The organism is Shewanella sp. KJ2020, assembly GCF_024197625.1.
Taxonomy (GTDB): Bacteria; Pseudomonadota; Gammaproteobacteria; order Enterobacterales; family Shewanellaceae; genus Shewanella.
Genome location: NZ_JAKUKD010000011.1, coordinates 156,129 through 175,564 on the forward strand (window position 1 = coordinate 156,129; position 19,436 = coordinate 175,564).

The 19,436-nt window shown below is 42.6% G+C and carries 18 protein-coding genes; 3 read left to right on the forward strand and 15 right to left on the reverse strand.

Going from position 1 to position 19,436, the window contains the following annotated elements:
* The first annotated feature begins 153 nt into the window (after window positions 1–153).
* Window positions 154–633 carry a GspH/FimT family pseudopilin gene (locus tag MJO46_RS07150; protein WP_253988724.1) on the forward strand — a complete coding sequence of 160 codons (480 nt, stop codon included), beginning with the start codon at window positions 154–156 and terminating at the stop codon, window positions 631–633.
* Window positions 634–654: 21 nt separating this feature from the next.
* Here the strand turns inward: MJO46_RS07150 and MJO46_RS07155 are convergent, their stop codons facing one another.
* The 12 genes from MJO46_RS07155 to murJ form a co-directional block, all read right to left on the reverse strand.
* The gene (locus MJO46_RS07155) at window positions 655–954 is read right to left on the reverse strand and encodes a TapY2 family type IVa secretion system protein (RefSeq protein ID WP_253988725.1); all 300 of its coding nucleotides are present in this window, start codon (window positions 952–954) and stop codon (window positions 655–657) included.
* Window positions 951–1,352: a type IV pilin protein gene (locus tag MJO46_RS07160; RefSeq protein ID WP_253988726.1), complete on the reverse strand. Its 402-nt coding sequence runs from the start codon at window positions 1,350–1,352 to the stop codon at window positions 951–953. Before MJO46_RS07160 ends, MJO46_RS07155 begins: the two co-directional genes overlap by 4 nt.
* 8 nt (window positions 1,353–1,360) lie before the next feature.
* The gene (locus MJO46_RS07165) at window positions 1,361–4,933 is read right to left on the reverse strand and encodes a pilus assembly protein (RefSeq protein WP_253988727.1); all 3,573 of its coding nucleotides are present in this window, start codon (window positions 4,931–4,933) and stop codon (window positions 1,361–1,363) included.
* Window positions 4,934–4,937: 4 nt separating this feature from the next.
* Complete coding sequence (locus tag MJO46_RS07170; RefSeq protein ID WP_253988728.1) at window positions 4,938–5,372, reverse strand: PilX N-terminal domain-containing pilus assembly protein; 435 nt, start codon at window positions 5,370–5,372, stop codon at window positions 4,938–4,940.
* A gap of 12 nt (window positions 5,373–5,384) precedes the next feature.
* On the reverse strand, window positions 5,385–6,380 hold the full coding sequence (locus MJO46_RS07175) for a PilW family protein (RefSeq protein ID WP_253988729.1): 996 nt from the start codon (window positions 6,378–6,380) through the stop codon (window positions 5,385–5,387).
* On the reverse strand, window positions 6,381–6,941 hold the full coding sequence (gene pilV, locus MJO46_RS07180) for a type IV pilus modification protein PilV (RefSeq protein ID WP_253988730.1): 561 nt from the start codon (window positions 6,939–6,941) through the stop codon (window positions 6,381–6,383).
* A 228-nt stretch (window positions 6,942–7,169) separates the two neighbouring features.
* Window positions 7,170–8,099, reverse strand: a complete 930-nt coding sequence (gene ispH / locus MJO46_RS07185; RefSeq protein ID WP_253988759.1) for a 4-hydroxy-3-methylbut-2-enyl diphosphate reductase — start codon at window positions 8,097–8,099, stop codon at window positions 7,170–7,172.
* Between the two features lie 28 nt (window positions 8,100–8,127).
* On the reverse strand, window positions 8,128–8,550 hold the full coding sequence (gene fkpB, locus MJO46_RS07190) for an FKBP-type peptidyl-prolyl cis-trans isomerase (RefSeq protein ID WP_253988731.1): 423 nt from the start codon (window positions 8,548–8,550) through the stop codon (window positions 8,128–8,130).
* On the reverse strand, window positions 8,550–9,062 hold the full coding sequence (lspA, locus tag MJO46_RS07195; RefSeq protein ID WP_253988732.1) for a signal peptidase II: 513 nt from the start codon (window positions 9,060–9,062) through the stop codon (window positions 8,550–8,552). Before lspA ends, fkpB begins: the two co-directional genes overlap by 1 nt.
* Before the next feature lie 9 nt (window positions 9,063–9,071).
* Window positions 9,072–11,894 carry an isoleucine--tRNA ligase gene (ileS, locus tag MJO46_RS07200; protein WP_253988733.1) on the reverse strand — a complete coding sequence of 941 codons (2,823 nt, stop codon included), beginning with the start codon at window positions 11,892–11,894 and terminating at the stop codon, window positions 9,072–9,074.
* A 32-nt stretch (window positions 11,895–11,926) separates the two neighbouring features.
* On the reverse strand, window positions 11,927–12,862 hold the full coding sequence (gene ribF / locus MJO46_RS07205; protein ID WP_198782597.1) for a bifunctional riboflavin kinase/FAD synthetase: 936 nt from the start codon (window positions 12,860–12,862) through the stop codon (window positions 11,927–11,929).
* Window positions 12,863–12,927: 65 nt separating this feature from the next.
* The gene (gene murJ / locus MJO46_RS07210) at window positions 12,928–14,487 is read right to left on the reverse strand and encodes a murein biosynthesis integral membrane protein MurJ (protein ID WP_253988734.1); all 1,560 of its coding nucleotides are present in this window, start codon (window positions 14,485–14,487) and stop codon (window positions 12,928–12,930) included.
* Between the two features lie 252 nt (window positions 14,488–14,739).
* On the opposite strand from murJ, the gene rpsT reads away from it, so the two are divergent.
* Entirely contained in the window at window positions 14,740–15,006 is a 267-nt protein-coding gene (gene rpsT, locus MJO46_RS07215; RefSeq protein ID WP_007650172.1) for a 30S ribosomal protein S20, read from the forward strand.
* A gap of 61 nt (window positions 15,007–15,067) precedes the next feature.
* Here rpsT and MJO46_RS07220 read toward each other — a convergent pair whose 3' ends face one another.
* Complete coding sequence (locus MJO46_RS07220; RefSeq protein WP_006084975.1) at window positions 15,068–15,364, reverse strand: metalloregulator ArsR/SmtB family transcription factor; 297 nt, start codon at window positions 15,362–15,364, stop codon at window positions 15,068–15,070.
* A gap of 135 nt (window positions 15,365–15,499) precedes the next feature.
* On the opposite strand from MJO46_RS07220, the gene MJO46_RS07225 reads away from it, so the two are divergent.
* Entirely contained in the window at window positions 15,500–16,906 is a 1,407-nt protein-coding gene (locus tag MJO46_RS07225; protein WP_253988735.1) for a M28 family metallopeptidase, read from the forward strand.
* A gap of 72 nt (window positions 16,907–16,978) precedes the next feature.
* Here the strand turns inward: MJO46_RS07225 and yaaA are convergent, their stop codons facing one another.
* Both yaaA and MJO46_RS07235 read right to left on the reverse strand, forming a co-directional pair.
* A complete protein-coding gene (yaaA, locus tag MJO46_RS07230) occupies window positions 16,979–17,752 on the reverse strand; it encodes a peroxide stress protein YaaA (RefSeq protein WP_253988736.1) in 774 nt (257 codons plus the stop codon).
* A gap of 119 nt (window positions 17,753–17,871) precedes the next feature.
* Window positions 17,872–19,317: a sodium:alanine symporter family protein gene (locus MJO46_RS07235; protein WP_253988737.1), complete on the reverse strand. Its 1,446-nt coding sequence runs from the start codon at window positions 19,315–19,317 to the stop codon at window positions 17,872–17,874.
* Window positions 19,318–19,436: the final 119 nt, after the last annotated feature.

Consider the following 19,436-nt stretch of genomic DNA (forward strand, 5'->3'; position numbering starts at 1 on the left):
AAGCGTTTATATCTTGAGAGTGAACCATACTTAATATCATCACAAGGAAGCTATTTCATATCAAAAACATAAGATTAAAAAGGCACTCGTTAGATACTGAAATCAACAGCATTCTCGCTTATACTCTATAGAGTATTAGTGAGGATAGCTCGTATGCAGAACAAAATGGCTGGTTTTACCTTAGTTGAATTAATGGTCACTATTGCAGTTGCAGCAATTTTATTAACCATTGGAGTACCGTCACTGGTTTCTCTCTACGAAGGTATGCGGGTAAATAATAATATTACAAAAATCCATGACATTATGGTTTTTGCCCGCAATCAGGCGGTGAGCTATGGGACCACAGTGAATGTATGCCCCTTTGGGAGTGCCTCATCATGTGATGCAAGTGCTGACTGGAGCAAAGGAATTCGTGTATATATTGGGACTGATAAAGAATTGCGGGCTATTGACGGTTTCCATTCGAGTGACAAAATTACAGGTTCTGTTGATTCGCTAACATTCTCCGCTGACGGCCTTTCTTCTGGAGGAACATTAATTTATTGTCCCGGAGGAAAAACCGCGGAATCAAAGGGCGTTATAGTAAATGTTGGTGGCATCATTTCATACGGCGCTAATGGCAGCAGCTGTTAATCACCAATTTCGAATGAGTATTTATCTAAGCGTAATTTTATCTAATTGCTTGCTCTCGTCACTGGTAAATTCTTGGCTTAGAGGAACGCACTCGACGACATCTTTAATAAAATACTTTTTACCATCTGAGGCGGTTAGCTGCTTGCCTGGTAAACTGGCAATATTCAGGTTAACGTCTTTTACCTTCCAACGATAAAAAACCACCTTATCACCTTTAGATGCCGTAATGTGGCATTTATAGTCCTGTGCTGATTCACTCGTAGCTGCAACGGACATACAAGAAAAAATACCTAACACTAAACCAATAAGAGATCTGCTCATTTCCAACACTCCGCTGATGGGCCTTTTACACCCGCTGATGTCATAGTAATAGTTGCACAGGTGGAATCTCGGCTTGCTTGCCTCCCTTTCGCTGTTGCCGTAATCGTAAACGAGCTCGTACCAGCAGAAGCAACACTATAATATCCATGCTCAGTAAGAAAGGGGCTAGCTGATAGGCCAAGCTTTGTCATATCCGTCGTATAAGCACGATTATCCAAATAATACTGCTCCTGCAAATTTGCCACATTCATTACCGCAGCAACACCTTCCGAACGCCCACTCTTAATGATGTAGTCAATATACGATGGATAGGCAATCGCAGCTAAAATACCAATAATAACAACTGCAATCATCACTTCAATTAAAGTAAAGCCCTGTGAACTATTCTTCTTTTTCATCAACATCATCACTCATCAATATGGTAATAAATTTTATTGGTATCTAAGCCACCACCGAGTCCAATAGTGCCCTTACATTCACCATTTTCACACTCCCCTTTACCGACGCCAATTACATAAGCTTCGGCTTCCTTACCATCCTCAGGTTTTGGAATAACAATCTGCGGAGTATCGGGAACACGCTCTCCTACTTCATAGTAGAGTGTACTGGATGTCCTTGTACCTTTATGTAAATCAAAAACATAGAGTCTACCTTGCCCAGAAAAACCACAAACTCCGGCATCTAAATCTACTGCTTGATTAGTAGGGGGAACAAATGAAGTAAAATAAACTTTCCCATCGAATATTAATGAGGAAGAAAGACTCTTCTCACCTGCCGCAGGAAAATCATAGTACCAACCTCTTTTTTCACCAAAAGCAATATTTTCGCTTTGCGATGCTGGGGCTGATGATGTGACGTCATATAAATTTGAAATCGTCAAAGATAATGGCACATCAGTACCAGTGTATTGCTTTGTAACTACATTCCTATCCTGAAAGACGTAAAACATATCATTGGTAGTAGTGTCTAACGGATGCGTTCTGTTTCCAGTCCCTACAGTAACTGCATCATATGGAATATTTTGATATGACAAAACACCATTTTCTGAATGAAGATTATTAAATTGGGTTTGGGCAACCGTAGGTTCAGCGAAAAACATTCTATTATTTGGCGAACTGTCAGAACTAATTGATGCAAACTTAAAAATAGACCAAGTAGAATCAACTGCCGAAGGTAAATCCATACGCCAAACATTACCATCAATATCCGTTGCATAGATTCGGTCTGTTAATCCATCATTATTACTATCTAATATCGCAACCTTATTAGGGACACTCCCCATCCCAGTAGCTGTAAAACTATATTTATAAGCACCAGTCTCAGCATCAACTATATAAATAGCAGATCCAGAACCATCCGACGAGGCCATGCCTCCACCAAAAATAAGTACTGGCTTAGTATTTCCAGCAATAAAAGTCACCACAGGTTCTGACCATGATTGTCCAAGGTCCTCAAATTTAGTAGTCGATGAATCAATTTTCCACTTATATGCTGGAGAGTCTGGTGATGTTATATCTAATGCATAATAAGAAGTACCACCGCGTCGCATACCTAAAAATACCCAAGCTTTATTAACCTTCCCATCTGAATCTACTTCAGTATAGGCTACAGGTGATAAATCCATGCCGTAAACATCATGGCTTCCAGTTGAATCATCTTGCCTTAAAACAGGTATATTATGCAAAAGTTCTGAGGGAATAAATGCCCAAGATTCTGATACTGAACCGACAGAATAATCTCCACTACCAGTATCAGAGTCCTTAAACATATGCACTAATCCCTGATTAGTGCCAACTAAAATTCGAACATCAAGATTATCAGAAGTCACATTCCCATCTGTATCTTTAGATGGTTTATTTCCAAAATTAATTGCTAATGGCTTTGAATGTAATGGATCTCCCATGATATCTTCCCTTGGATCAGAATAATCCTCATCATTATCCTCATCATCCACGTCCACACCATAAATCCAGTCACGATTTTCGGTTACAAGATCAGAAACAGAATCGGTTAAAGGGCTTCCAAACAGAGAATACATACTTGACTCCGACACGCTATTAACAAGAGTCAATCCACTTCCACTATTTGTGTATATTTTTCTATTTTTTAATGCTGTTCTTAATGCTGGCAATACACCCCCAGATTTAACTTTATTTCCATCAATATTATCTGCAGCACAAGTATTCCAATAAGTACACGTTGTACTTGATATATTGCCATTTGTATCTATTGCGCCAGCCACACCACCTGGGCCAACGATTTCACCAGAAGAGTTAACTTTTAATTTCTTTAAATTCCCACTCCACCTAGGTCCATTCCCTGGTAAAAACATCGCAAAGTAAGCGGAGTTATAGGTTTGAGTCTTATCAAAATTATTACTGGCTATGCTAGGTGAAGTGAAAGATGAATCGATAGTTAAAATTGATTTTAGAGCATCATTCATAGCCTCAATCAGGTCTAAGCCTGTTTTTGCAACATAATACCCTTTTGAAATACCATTAACCCTCGGACTTCCACCTCTAAAAGCCGCCTCCTCTAAAAGTGAAGCGGCTTGATCTGCACCATCAGAAAATCCAATGGTAAATAATCTAACATTTTGTTTATTATCGACACCATTGGAATCCTTAGGTCCTACTACAATATCATTATTATACATATATGCAGCAAGTGCAGGCATATAACTAAACTCATCTTCCCCTCGTTCATTTTTAAATACCGTAGTACTATAATCAGCAACAACCTTAGCATTAGAGGTTAAAAGCTGTATTGATTGATCCGCTGCATGATCAAGTGTTGGTGCACCATCGGTAATGTAGATAATATATGCAGTATCTGGGCACGTTTTAAACTTAGTCGTATAATTACCTGACATTAAAATGCTTGGAGGTGCATTGGGAGTATAATCATCTATTTTATTATTTCCCGTAGCATTCTTATCATCATTACCAAATGTTACAGGGCCACCACTAAAAAACTGATATGCCTCGTATAATGTTTCACATAAGGGGGTGTTTGTTTGAGCAGGCATTCCATTGATCAATGAAATTAATGACGCTTTATTGGTTTGTGTCATTTCACTCATATCATAAATAATACGACCACCATCTGCATAGTTTTCAGAAGGATAATTTAAATTATAAACAGCAAGTGCTGCATCAATTGGTATAGCTAATGACTCTAGTGCTGACTTTAATGAACTTTTTGCCACATCTAAGCGAGTGCCTGTACCACCACTATTCTGCCCGTCAGTGGTAGTAGTAGCCCATTTATACCATACTAAATAATGTGCGGTATAAAGAGTCACAGGCCTTTCAGTACCAAAACTGGTGTTATTCAAGCTATTTAAACGATCACTTTCTGCACTGCCAGATGTATATTTTTTACTAGTATTTATAGGATAGCCATCGGCAAATGTAGTTCCCTTGTAATTCCCTGGATTTTTTGGATCTGCATTTAAAATATCCTCGAAGCAGTCAACAATATCATTTTGATTAAAACCATTATTATTTGCTAATGGCTCCCATGTCTTATTTTTATATTCACGTAAATAACCTGTATAACGCCCTTTTTCAACTAACGCTTTCGCAGCTGTATTACAATTATTATTGCTTTTATAAAAACGACGTCCATCATTAGGATCATCCGGTGTCGGCATATTGCTAGTATTATCAATCCCCCCAGCATTCCAATAAGTACCCTTTTCATTTATATAACCAGAGTAATTATTTAAATAATCTTCAAACCCTGCTGGATACGAACAAGCACCAGCGGCTTCTTCGGTCTCTGAGCAATAGGAACTGACTGCATTGCTATCTTCAGTCGACATACTCCCTGAATTGTCAAATATAAATAATACTTGTGGACGCTTGCCAGTTCTCACTGTGGAATCAACAAGATAAAGCTCTGTATCATCTGCATGTATTTGCCCTGTAATGGTTACCATTGTAACAATCAGAGCACAAAAGATTTGTTTCAACATAACTTTAATTTCCTGTTAGCACTTGCTGCTCGACACCCGAAACAACAGTTAACGAGCCAAGGTTATCCCGACCGAAAGTCACAGAACTACTAATCTCAACTCTCCTACAACTAACCAAATTCGCACCCGTTGCATTCGAAGTTCTTTGACACCCAACATCACGCACACCAGTTTCAGGCAAAGGTGTTAACTTTTGATTCCCACTAAAGACAGCCGTATCTGTTTCTGCATTAAGATTAGCTAGTAGTGCTCCTGAATAATCAGAAATTATCTGCTCTAAGCCACCGTCAGCAATTGCCTTAGCCTCAATCCTTTCTGTACCTGCACCAGACATTCGTAATGACTGTGTTGAATTAACAGCCAAAGCAACACCAATGACCGTCATAATGATCAAAACAATTAATGCGAAAAACAGCACTACACCTTTTTGCTTCTTCATTCACAACTCCAGTCAACTACGAATCAGTACTGGATTTTCCAGCACTATTGTTGTGGACATAATTTTACGACGATAGTGGTCATTTTCAGGGATAGTTATTGTCTTATCACCAAGCTGATATTGTGTCTCATTGGTATAAGTTCTATCTTGATTAATAGAACGAACTAATATAAAAGCCTTAATAGCCACAAGTCTTTGAAATCCTTCATTATCCCACATCAATTCAGTCACATTTGAAGCAGACATAAAACTATCAGGAGTACTATCACCATCATTATCAAATCCATACAAAAACCGAATATTTTCTATACCTTCAACCAATTGCTCATCGTTACTCATACCTGTGCTGGTTAAAGTTTTACGCCGCAAAATAGGTATTCCACTTGCGTCATCTGCAATGAAGTACACATGATGCTGATACTCCCAAATCCTAGAGTTTTCTATCGTTGCAACAGGGTTCTGTCCAACAAAAAAAGCCACTTGTGATGAATTTGATGCGGCATAAATTGCATTGCTATCGCCCTTTAATACACTTGGACCTAGGAAACGTTTTAACTGCAAAACATCAGTATTAGCTCTCACATCATCATAATCCAAACAACTGAGATACTCACTCGTGGCAGTGTTTTCATACCCCCAAAGTCGCCTAAAATGTGCAGGCTTATCATTAGGTAAAGTTGCATTATTTAACCCAGCTCCAACACAATCAGAAGTTAAGGCTGCTATCTCAACATTTGTATTTGTTCCAATAATAAAATCAGTCCCTGTTAAGTCCCCCATAAAACCTAACTGACTGATATCCCGTTCCATAATGGCTAATGCGATACGCCCATTCTCCTGTAATTGATTAAATTGACTGGTTGTAGTGACATTTGATGACGACATATTAAACATAGTGAATACGCCAGCCGTTAAAAATAGACCTATCACCATAGCAACCATCAATTCGACAAGTGACATGCCTGACTGCGGTTTCATCTTTGCTATAACCATAATTGCTATTTTCATCTATATGATCACCGTTTTAATGGAAAATATTCGGCGATTTTCCGTATCCGCACCACATGTATCAGAGACGTCCTCAATAGCTGATGTATCAATACTGGTCTTACGTATTCCACGCCATACAATCACCACTAAAACATCATTATTAGTGACTTGAATACAACCAGTGGGAGAGTCAAGTCCACCCACATTTTGAGTTCCAATAGTTTCTGCTTCACCAATGAGAGCTGACTGCCACTCAAAAATATCCCATTGCTGTAATTCTGTAGGACTGCATAGAGTGGTGTTAGTACATTCCTTCCCAGCAGCATCTGGAGTCCCCGTATATTCACCTACATAACCACCGAGCTGCGTTCGATTAAGCTTCATCCGGTTGATGATATCGTTGGCATAATATGAGGCCTGCGTCTGCTGGAATGACTCGAAGCTACTTCGCTTTGCGACTATATGCAGGTTAAAAATGCCTATTAAACCGATAATTAAGATCACCAATGCGACAAGCACTTCGATTAATGAGAAGCCCCGTTGAAATCCCTTTTGTGTCAAATGTTCGAATTTAGTCATATTTTTGACAAGCTTTTCAGCAATTTACCCTTTAAAAATCTTAATCTTACGATAAAAACATCATCAGGAGTTAATAATAGATGACTAAAATGTAAGTAGCCAGTAACAATAGCATATAAGCCTTGATGCCATTATGCTTTGTATGCATTTGGGAAATTCTAGCTAATAAAAAAGAGGCCTTAGGCCTCTTTTTTATTAGCTAGATTGAAGTGGATTAATTGAAGTGAATCAACGTAATTCAGCTGGAACAGCAAAAACAGTGTCTTCTTTACGGCCTTCAACTTCGGTTACAACACTTGGAGCCAACTTGGCTATCGCTTGCACCACTTGTTGTACTAATACTTCAGGTGCAGACGCCCCAGCGGTAACAGCAACACGTGTCACATTATTAAACCAGCTTGATTCAACATCATCCGCAGTATCAACGAGATATGATTGAGTTCCCGTTTTTAATGCCAACTCACGCAGCCGATTTGAGTTAGAGCTGTTCTTAGAACCTACAACTATCAATAAATCCACATCGGCAGACAAATTGCGCACCGCATCTTGACGGTTTTGTGTCGCATAACAGATATCATCTTTACGCGGCCCTTCGATAGAGGGGAAACGTTTTTGCAGAGCCGCAATAATATCTAGCGTATCATCAACCGATAGGGTTGTTTGGGTTACAAAGCAAAGATTATCGGGATTGCGAACGACTAGAGTATCAACATCTGCAGGGGATTCAATCAGATAAACACCGCCATTAGGGTTATCATATTGACCCATTGTCCCTTCAACTTCTGGGTGACCTTCATGGCCAATTAAAATACATTCGATCCCTTTACGGCTAGCACGGGTCACTTGCAGATGTACTTTAGTGACTAAGGGGCAAGTCGCATCGAAGACCCTTAAGCCACGCGCCTTGGCCTCTGCCCTTACAGCTTGAGAAACCCCATGGGCACTAAAGATAACAATATTGTTATCAGGAACTTGGTCTAATTCTTCGACAAAAACAGCACCCCGATCCTTAAGATTCTGCACCACATAACGGTTATGAACCACTTCATGGCGAACATAAATCGGGGGTGAAAATAGCTCAAGTGCACGTTCGACTATACTAATCGCCCGATCCACTCCTGCACAAAAGCCACGCGGGTTGGCAAGCATAATATTCAAACTAGGGCTGGTAGGATCGAATTTCATTTTAAAGTACCTTTACAACGTCCAGTTCAAATGTAATTTTGTGCCCAGCCAAAGGATGGTTCAGATCGACAGTAATTGAATCACCCGCAACATCACGGACAATGCCAGGGATCTCACTGCCGCCTGGCCCGGCAAAACTGACAATCACACCCGCTTCTAACGTCATGTCCGCAGGGAAACGGCTTCTATCCATATAATGGATTGCATCAGGATTGGATTCGCCAAAGGCATCCACAGCGTCTAGGGTAAAACTGTGTTTATCCCCTTCGTTCAGTTTGGCTAGTTGAGCCTCAAATGCAGGGCTCAAAGTACCATCGCCCACATTCAAACGCGCTGGTTTACCAGAAGCTTTAGTACTATCAGCCGTTGAGCCATCTTCTAGCACAATATTCATATGGCACAACAATGAACGTGTAATAGTCACTACTTCACTCCTTCGCTTGTATTTTGCTCGGATTTACCGCTTAAGAATGAATCCCAAATGATTAATACGGCACCGATAAAAATCGCTGAGTCGGCAATGTTAAAAGCCGGATAATGGCTTTTTCCCCAATAAAAATCGATAAAGTCCACCACAAAGCCATGCACCAATCTATCGATTAAATTACCTAAAGCGCCACCTATCACTAAGGTATAAGCTAAGTTCAGTTTCCATAATGAAGCCGATTGCTTACGCAACCAAAGGGTTAATAAAGTGCTAAACCCCACAGCAATAATAGTAAACAGCCAACGCTGCCAACCACCGGCTTCACTTAAAAAACTAAAAGCGGCACCATAGTTGCGGACATAGGTAAAATTAAAAAAGGGCAATAACGGCACAGATTCAAACAAATCAAAATTGGCTAAGACCCATTGCTTAGATAGCTGATCGGCCAAAAACACCAATACAGCTACCCAATACCAACGTAAGCCACTGTCCTTCCAAGTTAATGGCATACAGATCCTTTACGCAAACTGACGAACTTCGCCGTCGCCTTCAATGTTTGTTACGCAACGAGTACAGAGGGTTGGGTGGGCCTCAATGGTGCCCACTTCTTCCCTATGGTGCCAACAACGCTCACACTTTTGTGCAGCGCTTGCCGTCACTAATAACTTCAATGAAGCCAGCTCAGTTTCAACCGCATCGGTCGTTGCATCAGCAAGCGGTAACACTTTCGCTGCGGAGGTCAAAAGTACAAAGCGCAGTTCATCACCGATATGGGTTAATTGTTCGGTCAACGCAGCATCGGCAAATAGAGTCACTTCCGCTTCTAATGAACCACCAATGCGTTTATCACGGCGAGCTTGCTCAATGACCTTGTTCACTTCATTGCGCACAGTCAACAATTGCTGCCAATAGTCATCGCTCAGATCCGTCGCTAAAGTGATAGATTGAAGACCTTGGTACCATTCTTGAGTGAAGACATAGGCATCGCGCTCACCTGGCAATAATTGCCATACTTCATCTGCGGTAAAGCTTAAAATTGGCGCAATCCAGCGCACCATAGCTTCAGCAATATGGAACAGTGCAGATTGACAGCTACGGCGCGCATGGCCTTCTTGCTTAGCCGTATACTGACGATCTTTGATGATGTCTAAGTAGAAACTGCCCAGTTCAACTGAACAGAACTGCATTAATTTCTGTGTCACACTATGGAAGTTGTATTGCTCGTAAGCTTCAATGATTTCCTGCTGCAGCGCTGCCGCACGGCGAACAACCCAACGATCGAGTGCCACCATATCTTCAACGGCAACTAAATCCTTCGCAGGATCGAAACCGTTTAAGTTGGCCAATAGGAAACGAGCTGTGTTACGAATACGGCGATAAGCATCGGCGCTACGGTTTAAGATTTCATCGGAAACCGTCATTTCACCGCTGTAGTCGGTTGCTGCAACCCATAGACGTAGAATATCGGCGCCTAATTTATTCGTTACCGTTTGCGGTGCAATCACGTTACCGATCGATTTTGACATCTTTCGGCCTTTGCCATCGACGGTAAAACCGTGGGTAAGCACTTGTTTGTATGGTGCTTTGCCATTCATTGCTGTCGAAATCATCAACGATGACATAAACCAGCCACGATGTTGGTCGCTACCTTCAAGATATAAGTCAACGCCATGTCCGTGGAATTCAGGACGAGCGGCAATAACAGAGGCAAAAGTCGAACCTGAATCGTACCAAACGTCCAAAGTATCAGTCACTTTACGGTATTGCTCCGCTTCGTCACCGAGCAACTCGGCAGCATCTAGATCCCACCAGGCTTGAATGCCTTGTTGTTCAATACGATTGGCTACCCGCGCCATTAACGAGACAGAATCTGGGTGTAATTCTTCGGTTTCTCGATGTACAAATAAGGTAATAGGCACGCCCCAAGTACGTTGACGAGAGATACACCAATCCGGGCGATTTTCGACCATCTTCTCGATACGGCTCTGACCCCAATCAGGGATCCACTGGGCCTGTTCAATTTCTTTCAATGCTTGCGCTCGCAACCCGTGGTTATCCATAGAAATAAACCACTGCGGCGTTGCGCGGAAAATAATCGGTGTCTTATGGCGCCAGCAATGTGGATAGCTGTGGCGATAGGCAACATGGTGCAGCAATGCGCCTTTTTCTTTCAGCAGCGCGACGACATTGTCGTTGGCTTTAAAGACATGTTGGCCAGCAAAAAATTCTGTATCTGGCTTATAAACACCGTTATCGCCAACGGGGTTTGCCACTTCTAAACCGTATTTTTGACCGACAACAAAGTCGTCTTGACCGTGGCCAGGGGCGGTGTGAACCACACCGGTACCCGCATCGGTTGTCACGTGATCACCTAAAATCGCAGGCACATCAAAGGCTAAAAATGGATGCTTAAAGCGAACCAGCTCAAGTGCTGCGCCTTTTACTTTGGCTAACACGCTGTGGCTCTCGGCGCTATAACGAGTCATACAAGCTTCAACTAACACATCGGCTAAGATCACCGCGTGGGTCACGCCATCTTTAACAAATTCAACCAAGCTGTAATCAAGCTCTGGGCTGATAGATAAAGCGCGGTTTGCAGGCAAGGTCCATGGCGTAGTAGTCCAAATCACCATTGCGACTGGATGTGAGTAATCGCTTACGCCGAACTTAGCTGCAACAGCCTTACTATCTGCGGCAATAAAAGCCACATCGATAGCGGGGGATGTCTTGTCTTCGTATTCAACTTCGGCTTCGGCAAGTGCTGAACCACAGTCAGTACACCAGTGAACAGGCTTCACCCCTTTGTGCAAGTGACCGTTTTCAATCACTTTTGATAAAGAGCGTACGATATTGGCTTCGGTTGAAAAATCCATAGTGAGATACGGATTGTACCAATCACCGAGCACACCTAGGCGAACGAAGTCTTCCCGCTGGCCATTCACTTGCTCAGCCGCGTATTTACGGCATTCTTCGCGAAATTCTGCCGCAGAGATTTTTTGGCCAGGCTTACCAACTTTTTGTTCAACTTTGAGTTCAATAGGCAAGCCATGACAATCCCAGCCAGGCACATAAGGCGCATCAAAACCGGATAGGTTTTTTGACTTAACAATGATGTCCTTAAGGATTTTATTTACTGAGTGACCAATATGAATGCTGCCATTCGCATAGGGTGGACCATCATGCAAAATGAAGGGAGTGCGGCCAATGCGGCTATCGCGGATCTGCTGGTACAGACCGTCTTTTGTCCAGCGCTCTAACATCTCTGGCTCGCGATTTGCCAAATTACCACGCATCGGAAACTCTGTTTCCGGCAAATTCAAAGTAAATTTATAGTCGCTCATTGATCCTATACCGTTAATTAAACTGATAAATTTCAGCCTGCATCATTACCAAATAAAGCCCTGGCCTCATTTGCATCATTTAAAATTTGTTGTTTTAGCGCATCTAATGAATCGAAGGGTTGTTCATCCCGCAACTTTGCCACTAATTCAACCTCAACGTGTTTGCCGTAAATGTCATCATCAAAATCAAATAGATGGACTTCGAGTTGACACACTTGGCCGTTGACTGTTGGGCGAAAGCCAATATTGGCCACCCCTTCATAAATGTCACTATCATCCCAATATAACTTAACCGCGAATACCCCACGCACAGGCACAACATTACGTTTAAGTGCAATATTGGCAGTAGGAAAACCTATGGTCCTACCAATTTTTTGCCCATGGGCAACCCGTCCACTCAAGGTGAAAGGATGACCTAACAGACGCCGGGCCTGTTCAAGGTTTCCCTTAGCCAATTGCTCACGCACCGCCGTGGAACTCACTCTTTGTGAGCCAAGCATAAAACTTTGGGTACTGACTACGGTAAAACCATAGCGAGCGCCCGCTTGCATCAGCATTTCAAAATTGCCTTTACGCCCTTTGCCAAAGCAAAAATCATCGCCGACAACGAGGTATTTCACCCCTAGCTTACGAACTAACAGTTCTTCGATAAAATGCTCGGCAGGTTGATCGGCAAAAGCGCGATTAAAGTTAACACATACTAACCGCTCGACACCCAACTCATCGAGCAAAATGACTTTATCTCGCAATAAACTCAAACGGGCAGGAGCATTATCACCACTGAATAACTCCTGCGGCTGAGGCTCAAACGTCATCAAAGTAGATGGAAGCGATAACTGCTTGGCCTTCTGCACTAAGTTTGCAATGACTTGTGCATGACCGCGATGAACGCCATCAAAATTACCTATAGTCAAAACACACCCGTGGTGAGATGACAAAATGTTATGTATACCGCGGATTAATTCCATAACGTTAGACAACTGCCAAGCGCAAATCGGCTGATTATATAACAGCTCGCGATGAGAATCAGCAATCAAACTCCCCGTTTAATAGACCAAGGACGAATTCCAAGCAAAAGTAGCCCAACTAGATAGGTTATCGCTCCCATAGAAATCAAACCTATCAATGCTTTGGTGCGATCGATGAGATGCCACTCTAACCATTGTGATTGCGAAGGTAAAAAGTAGTATAAGACTACCACCATAAGGGCCGTCGAGACCACGGCTTTAACAAAAAACACTATCGTTGGCCGTGAAATTCGATAAACACCCGCTAAATGCAGTCCACGGTATAATAATGCGGCATTGAGCAATGCCGACATCGAGGTTGCAATCGCCAACCCCACATAGCCAAAAGGTATTGCAAACAAAAGGTTAAAACCCATATTAGTGATCATGGCGATAATACCATAACGCACTGGAGTTTTAGTATCTTGGCGGGAGTAATACCCCGGAGCCAGAACCTTGATCAGCATAAAGCTGAGCAAACCACTGCCGTAGGCCATCAAGCTATAGGATGCCATTTCAACATCCGTTATTGAAAAAGCGCCGCGCATAAACAGCACCATTAACATAGGTTTAGCGAGTACAATTAACCCCATCATTGCGGGCAATCCAAGCAAGAGAATGGCTTTTATTCCCCAATCCATAGTCAAGCCAAAACCCGCACCTTCATCATTGACATGGTTTCGTGATAACGCGGGTAAAATTACGGTGGCGATAGCTATGCCAAACAAACCTAAGGGAAACTCCAACAAACGATCAGAGTAGTACAGCCAACTAATGGAGCCTGTCATCAAAAAACTGGCAATAAAAGTATCAAACAACAGGTTTATTTGTGAAACCGAGACCCCAAATAATGCAGGTATCATCAAGGTTCTAATCTTTACCACGCCGGGGTGATGCCACCCCCAAGAAGGTTTCACAAGGGCCTTTTCCCGTAACAGAAATGGAATTTGAAACAGAAATTGGATCAAACCACCACAAAATACTCCCCACGCCAAGGTTATCTCTGGCTGGCTCGATGTCGGAGCATAAAAAATGGCGGCGGCAATGATTGCCACATTGAGAAAGACGGGGGTAAACGCAGATACCGCAAAACGTCCACGAGTGTTTAAAATCGAGCCGGCTAACGCCGTAAAAGTAATAAACCAAAGGTAAGGAAAGGTAATTTTAAGCACAACGGTGGCAAGTTCAAATTTCGCGCCGTCGGGCTCATTGTTCAGCCAAGCTACAAACCAGCCGCCACCAAAAAGCGCAGATAAAACGGGCGATGCTATCACACCAACTAAAGTCACTATAGTGACGAGCAAACCAAGCGTTCCAGCCACTTTGCTGAGTAACTCACGGGTTTCATCCGAAGAGTGTTTTTCTTGGTATTCAGTTAAAACGGGAACGAAAGCTTGCGCAAATGCCCCTTCGGCAAACAATCGTCGCAAAAAATTGGGAATTTTATTGGCGAAGAAAAAAACATCGGCGCTTGTCCCAGCTCCCATTAAATTGGCAACTACAACATCTCGAACTAAGCCTAAAACACGAGATATCAATGTCATAGCACTAACGATCATGCCAGATTTTAATAATTTTTTACTCAATCGTCCCCCAGACCTACATCGAATTGATTAGGTGATTCATCTCAAAAAATCGACTCAGGCTCTGTCACACCGCAGCAATAGCTGTTAGAATTGCGCCACATATTACACGAGTTGGGTTGAAGATAGCCAAGGCAGGTTGGATTAATTTATCTTTATGATGAATATTCAATCATAGTCATTGACAAAGTGACTAAATGCAGGCATATTCCTCGGCCTTTAAAAGTATCAAATCCAGTTTTTAGGAGTTGCACCTTGGCTAATAGCAAGTCTGCAAAGAAGCGCGCGCTTCAATCTGAAAAGCGTCGTCAGCATAACGCCAGCCGTCGCTCAATGTTACGCACATATGTTAAAAAAGTAATCGCTGCAATTAAAGCAGGCGATCACAAAACAGCAACAGAAGCTTTTGCTGCTGCACAACCAATCGTTGACCGTATGGCGACTAAAGGCCTTATTCACAAGAATAAAGCTGCTCGTCATAAGGCTCGCTTGAACGCTAAGATCAAAGCAATCGCTGCTTAATATCTCTAGCAAATAGAAAAAAACCGGCAATTGCCGGTTTTTTTATATCTGAAAAACACTATTAATGACAATAAATGTTGTTCAGTAGATGGATCATCTCACGTACCTCATCACTCTTCAGCGAATAAAATACCGTTTGCGCTTCTTTGCGTGTGGTCACTAAATTATCTTTACGTAACCAAGCAAGATGTTGTGATAGTGCCGATTGACTCAAGCCTAATTTTTTATTCATTTCGCCAACGCACATCTCGCCTTCATTCAATAAATAACAAAGGATAAATAGACGGCGCTCATTCGCTAGTGCCTTTAATAGCACTACGGCATGATCGGCTCGCTCCTGCATCAATTCAATATTCATTACGCACTTTTTCTCCTAAAACTAACCCCTGCGCTAATATAGCGTTGCCTTACAGATATAGTCGGGACATAAAGCACACTTTTTGCTAGATTGTTTTTAAAAATGGGACATGCTTAATAAAAATAAAGGAAACCTATGAAACCCTATCAGACAGCACTAATAACTGGCCTTTTAATTAGCGGTTTAAGTGCTTGCCAAAATCACATTGACAGGACACCTCAACCAGATGAAGTCACTCAATTAAAACAAACTGCATTATCCTCATCGCTTGGATACGAGATAGTTGAATCCTTAACCGTAGAAGTTGGCCCAAGATTGCCAGGCAGTCCGAAGGATATTATTGCGGTAAACTGGGCTATGGATAAATTGACAAGTCTTGGATTTGATCGCGTTTACAAAGAACCAGTGCAAGTACCAATCTGGGAACGTGGTGAAGCCAAAGCGAAAATTATCTCTCCGACAGAACAGCTAATCGTCATCACCGCATTAGGGGGAAGTGTTGCGACCCCAGTTGAAGGCATTCAAGCTCAGATAGCACGCTTTGATAACCTAGAAGCACTTCAACAGGCAACCCCCGATGAAGTAAGGGGTAAGATTGCCTTTATTGACCAAAAGACCGAACGACATATCACGGGGGAAGGTTACGGTAAAAGTGTCGCAGGACGTTCCAAAGGAGCTGTTGCAGCAGCGCAAAAAGGAGCCGTTGCTATCGTTATTCGCTCCATAGGCACAGATCATGATCGTATGGCCCATACGGGCATGATGCGCTATCAAGATGGTATACCCAAAATTCCCGCAGCGGCCATGTCAAACCCAGATGCAGATTTAATCGATGCCATATTAAAACGCGATCCCAATGCCGTACTCGAGTTGCATATGTCACCAAAAGATTTAGGATTTAACACCTCCTATAATGTGATTGCCGAAGTCACTGGTAGCAGTAAACCCAGTGAAATAGTCCTTATTGGTGCTCATTTAGATTCATGGGATGAGGGAACGGGAGCTATCGATGATGGCGCTGGCGTCGCGATTGTCACGGCCGCAGCCAAGCACATTCAAGATCTTAAAGTTAAACCCGCCCGTACAATCCGGGTCGTGTTATATGCCGCTGAAGAAATGGGACTTATCGGAGGTAAAGCCTATAGCGATACCCATAAAACCGAGTTAACTCAACACTATATTGCCGCGGAATCAGACTTCGGCGCAGGGCGGATTTATCAAATCGATACGAAAGTGAATGACAGTGTCTTTACTGAAGTCCAAACCGCCCTTAGCCTTATGACTGCTAACGGTGTCGCGCTGGGTAATAACCAAGCCTCTGGAGGACCCGATGTATCAATGCTGCCAGCATTAGGTGTACCAGTTGCATCATTGAGGCAGGATGGCCATGATTATTTTGATTATCACCATACCCCAAATGATACCTTAGACAAAATCGATCCGACTGCACTAGCCCAAAATGTTGCAGCCTATGCCCAGTTTGCTTATATCATGGCAAATTCAAATATAGTGCTAACACCAATTAGCATTGATTCAAAATAAGGTTCCATCGACAAATAATTCGCACATAAAAAGAGCAGCTAAGGTTGCTCTTTTTATTTAAGACGCATTATATTACTGCACGTCACGTAAAAATGTTGGTTCATTCGGCTTACTCAATTCCTCACTATAGTAATAGCCTGCAACATCAAATCCTTTTAATCCTTCAATTGAATTAATTTGCTGTTTAATAATATAACGGGCCATCATTCCCCGGGCTCGTTTAGCAAAAAAACTAATCACTTTATATTGGCCATTCTTTAAATCTTTAAAGACAGGTGTAATAAGCTGACCTTCTAACTGCTTCACTTTAATGGCTTTAAAATACTCATTCGAGGCGAGATTAACAATGATGTCATCACCTTGCTCAACTATGGCTTGATTAACCGACATGGTTAAAATATTGCCCCAAAATTCATAAAGATTCTTGCCCTTTGGGTTGACTAATGAAGTCCCCATTTCTAAACGGTAGGGTAAAATCAAATCGAGTGGACGCAGTAAACCATATAATCCTGACAGTATACGCAATTGAGATTGCGCCCTTTCCAACTCTGGAGTTGATAATGTATCGGCATCAAAACCGGTATACACGTCTCCTCTAAAAGCAAAAATCGCCTGCTTCGCATTTTCAAGGGTGAAATTAGGCTGCCATTCCCCAAAACGAGCGGCATTTAATCCTGCAATATTGTCACTGACCTTCATCAATGTGGCTATGTCACTTGGCGTTAACCGTCGACAGACCTGGATCAATTCCTGACTATGGGATAAAAAATCGGGATGAGTATGGACCTGAGTCAGCGGAGGTTGCTCAAAATCTAAGGTTTTCGCAGGTGAAACCAATATCAACATCAAAAACTCCAACAGAGAAATAATACGCACCTATGATACGGAATAGAGATAAAAAAACCACGCATTGACTGCGTGGTTTTTCCGATAGTGGTCATCAGCCAAACCTATCTAGGGGACGGCTAGCGACTCTCAACCGGTTCAGTAGCACTTGTATCCTGCCAAATATCATCGTCTAGCTGTTCCATCAACTCAGGAAACTTACTGCGATCAAACTCTGGAGTTTGGCCCGCCTTGAGCTGCTCACGATAATCATTAATCACTCGAATAGCTAACCCAGACAATAGCAATAACGCCACAATATTCACCGTAGCCATCAGCCCCATAGACACATCAGCTAAGCTCCACACTAGGCTAATCTTAGCGACGGAGCCAAACATCACCATACCGAGGACGCATAGTCGAAATAAAGGCAGTGCTTTTGTGCTGTTCCCCGTCAAAAACATCACATTGGTTTCAGCGTAGGAATAATTTGCAATAATCGAAGTAAAGCAAAAGAGGAAAATAGCGACCGCAATAAAGGCCCCGCCCCAATCACCGACATGGTTAGACATGGCATTAATCGTTAAACGAATGCCATCTTCGCTAGAACCTATATCGCCGGAAAGTAAGATGATGGCAGCAGTTGCAGTACAGATAACAATAGTGTCGACAAACACCCCCATCATCTGCACAAATCCTTGGGATGCGGGATGATTGGGATTTGGTGAAGCACTTGCGGCAACATTGGCAGCACTCCCCATTCCGGCCTCGTTAGAGAATAAGCCGCGTGCAATACCCGCTTGCATAGCTTGCGCTACTGTATAGGCAACGCCACCAGCGGCCGCTTCTTGCCAACCAAAAGCGCTTTTTACGATAAGACTAATGATTGCTGGTAACTGCTCTAGATTGAAAATAACAATGATAAAAGCGACTAAAATATAGGCCAGTGCCATGATTGGCACTATAAACTCGGAGACCCGAGCCACTTTACGTAGACCACCAACAATAACAAACCCACTGGCAATCACTAACCCAATTCCTACATAGGTTGGGTCAAAGCCAAACACCCGCTCCATTGCACCTGTGATGGTATTAGCTTGTACAGCATTAAAAACGAGTCCGAAGGCTATGATTAAGAAAAAGGCAAATAACACCCCCATCCACCTTTGTCCTAAGCCCTTTTCCATATAGTAAGAAGGGCCACCACGAAATTGACCATCACTATCACGTACTTTATAAACTTGAGCTAAGGTGGACTCGACCATAGCCGTGGCCATCCCCAAGACCGCAATTAACCACATCCAAAATACGGCTCCAGGTCCTGCAGCCCCAATAGCAACCGCAACCCCCGCCATATTTCCCGCTCCGACACGGGCCGCCATGCTGGTACAAAAGACTTGAAATGACGATAACCCACTATCGCAGCCTTGACGGCTCATGCCCATGACTTTCAGAGAGTGTTTGAAGTGAGTAAGCTGAATAAACATTAATCTAAGGGTGAAATAGAGACCAGCGCCAACCAGTCCATAAACTAACAATTTACCCCAAAGCAGTGCGTTCAAAAAATTAACAATGGTTTCTAACATTATTTTACGTCTTCCCGTAGCAAATACCCTGCCCATACGCGGTAACAGCGAGAGGCACAATATTTGAGGTGAATGAATCCTTCCAGATTAAAGATAAGAATATCAGTAGATTTATTTCT

Bases quoted from the DNA above. Each gene is read 5' to 3' on its own strand.
- MJO46_RS07160 (WP_253988726.1), bottom strand. From the start codon at position 1,352: ATGAAAAAGAAGAATAGTTCACAGGGCTTTACTTTAATTGAAGTGATG.
- MJO46_RS07150 (WP_253988724.1), top strand. From the start codon at position 154: ATGCAGAACAAAATGGCTGGTTTTACCTTAGTTGAATTAATGGTCACT.
- MJO46_RS07170 (WP_253988728.1), bottom strand. From the start codon at position 5,372: ATGAAGAAGCAAAAAGGTGTAGTGCTGTTTTTCGCATTAATTGTTTTG.
- MJO46_RS07235 (WP_253988737.1), bottom strand. From the start codon at position 19,317: ATGTTAGAAACCATTGTTAATTTTTTGAACGCACTGCTTTGGGGTAAA.
- yaaA (WP_253988736.1), bottom strand. From the start codon at position 17,752: ATGTTGATATTGGTTTCACCTGCGAAAACCTTAGATTTTGAGCAACCT.
- ribF (WP_198782597.1), bottom strand. From the start codon at position 12,862: ATGGAATTAATCCGCGGTATACATAACATTTTGTCATCTCACCACGGG.
- MJO46_RS07175 (WP_253988729.1), bottom strand. From the start codon at position 6,380: ATGAAAATAGCAATTATGGTTATAGCAAAGATGAAACCGCAGTCAGGC.
- MJO46_RS07165 (WP_253988727.1), bottom strand. From the start codon at position 4,933: ATGTTGAAACAAATCTTTTGTGCTCTGATTGTTACAATGGTAACCATT.
- lspA (WP_253988732.1), bottom strand. From the start codon at position 9,062: ATGCCATTAACTTGGAAGGACAGTGGCTTACGTTGGTATTGGGTAGCT.
- MJO46_RS07155 (WP_253988725.1), bottom strand. From the start codon at position 954: ATGAGCAGATCTCTTATTGGTTTAGTGTTAGGTATTTTTTCTTGTATG.
- ileS (WP_253988733.1), bottom strand. From the start codon at position 11,894: ATGAGCGACTATAAATTTACTTTGAATTTGCCGGAAACAGAGTTTCCG.
- MJO46_RS07220 (WP_006084975.1), bottom strand. From the start codon at position 15,364: ATGAATATTGAATTGATGCAGGAGCGAGCCGATCATGCCGTAGTGCTA.
- MJO46_RS07225 (WP_253988735.1), top strand. From the start codon at position 15,500: ATGAAACCCTATCAGACAGCACTAATAACTGGCCTTTTAATTAGCGGT.
- pilV (WP_253988730.1), bottom strand. From the start codon at position 6,941: ATGACTAAATTCGAACATTTGACACAAAAGGGATTTCAACGGGGCTTC.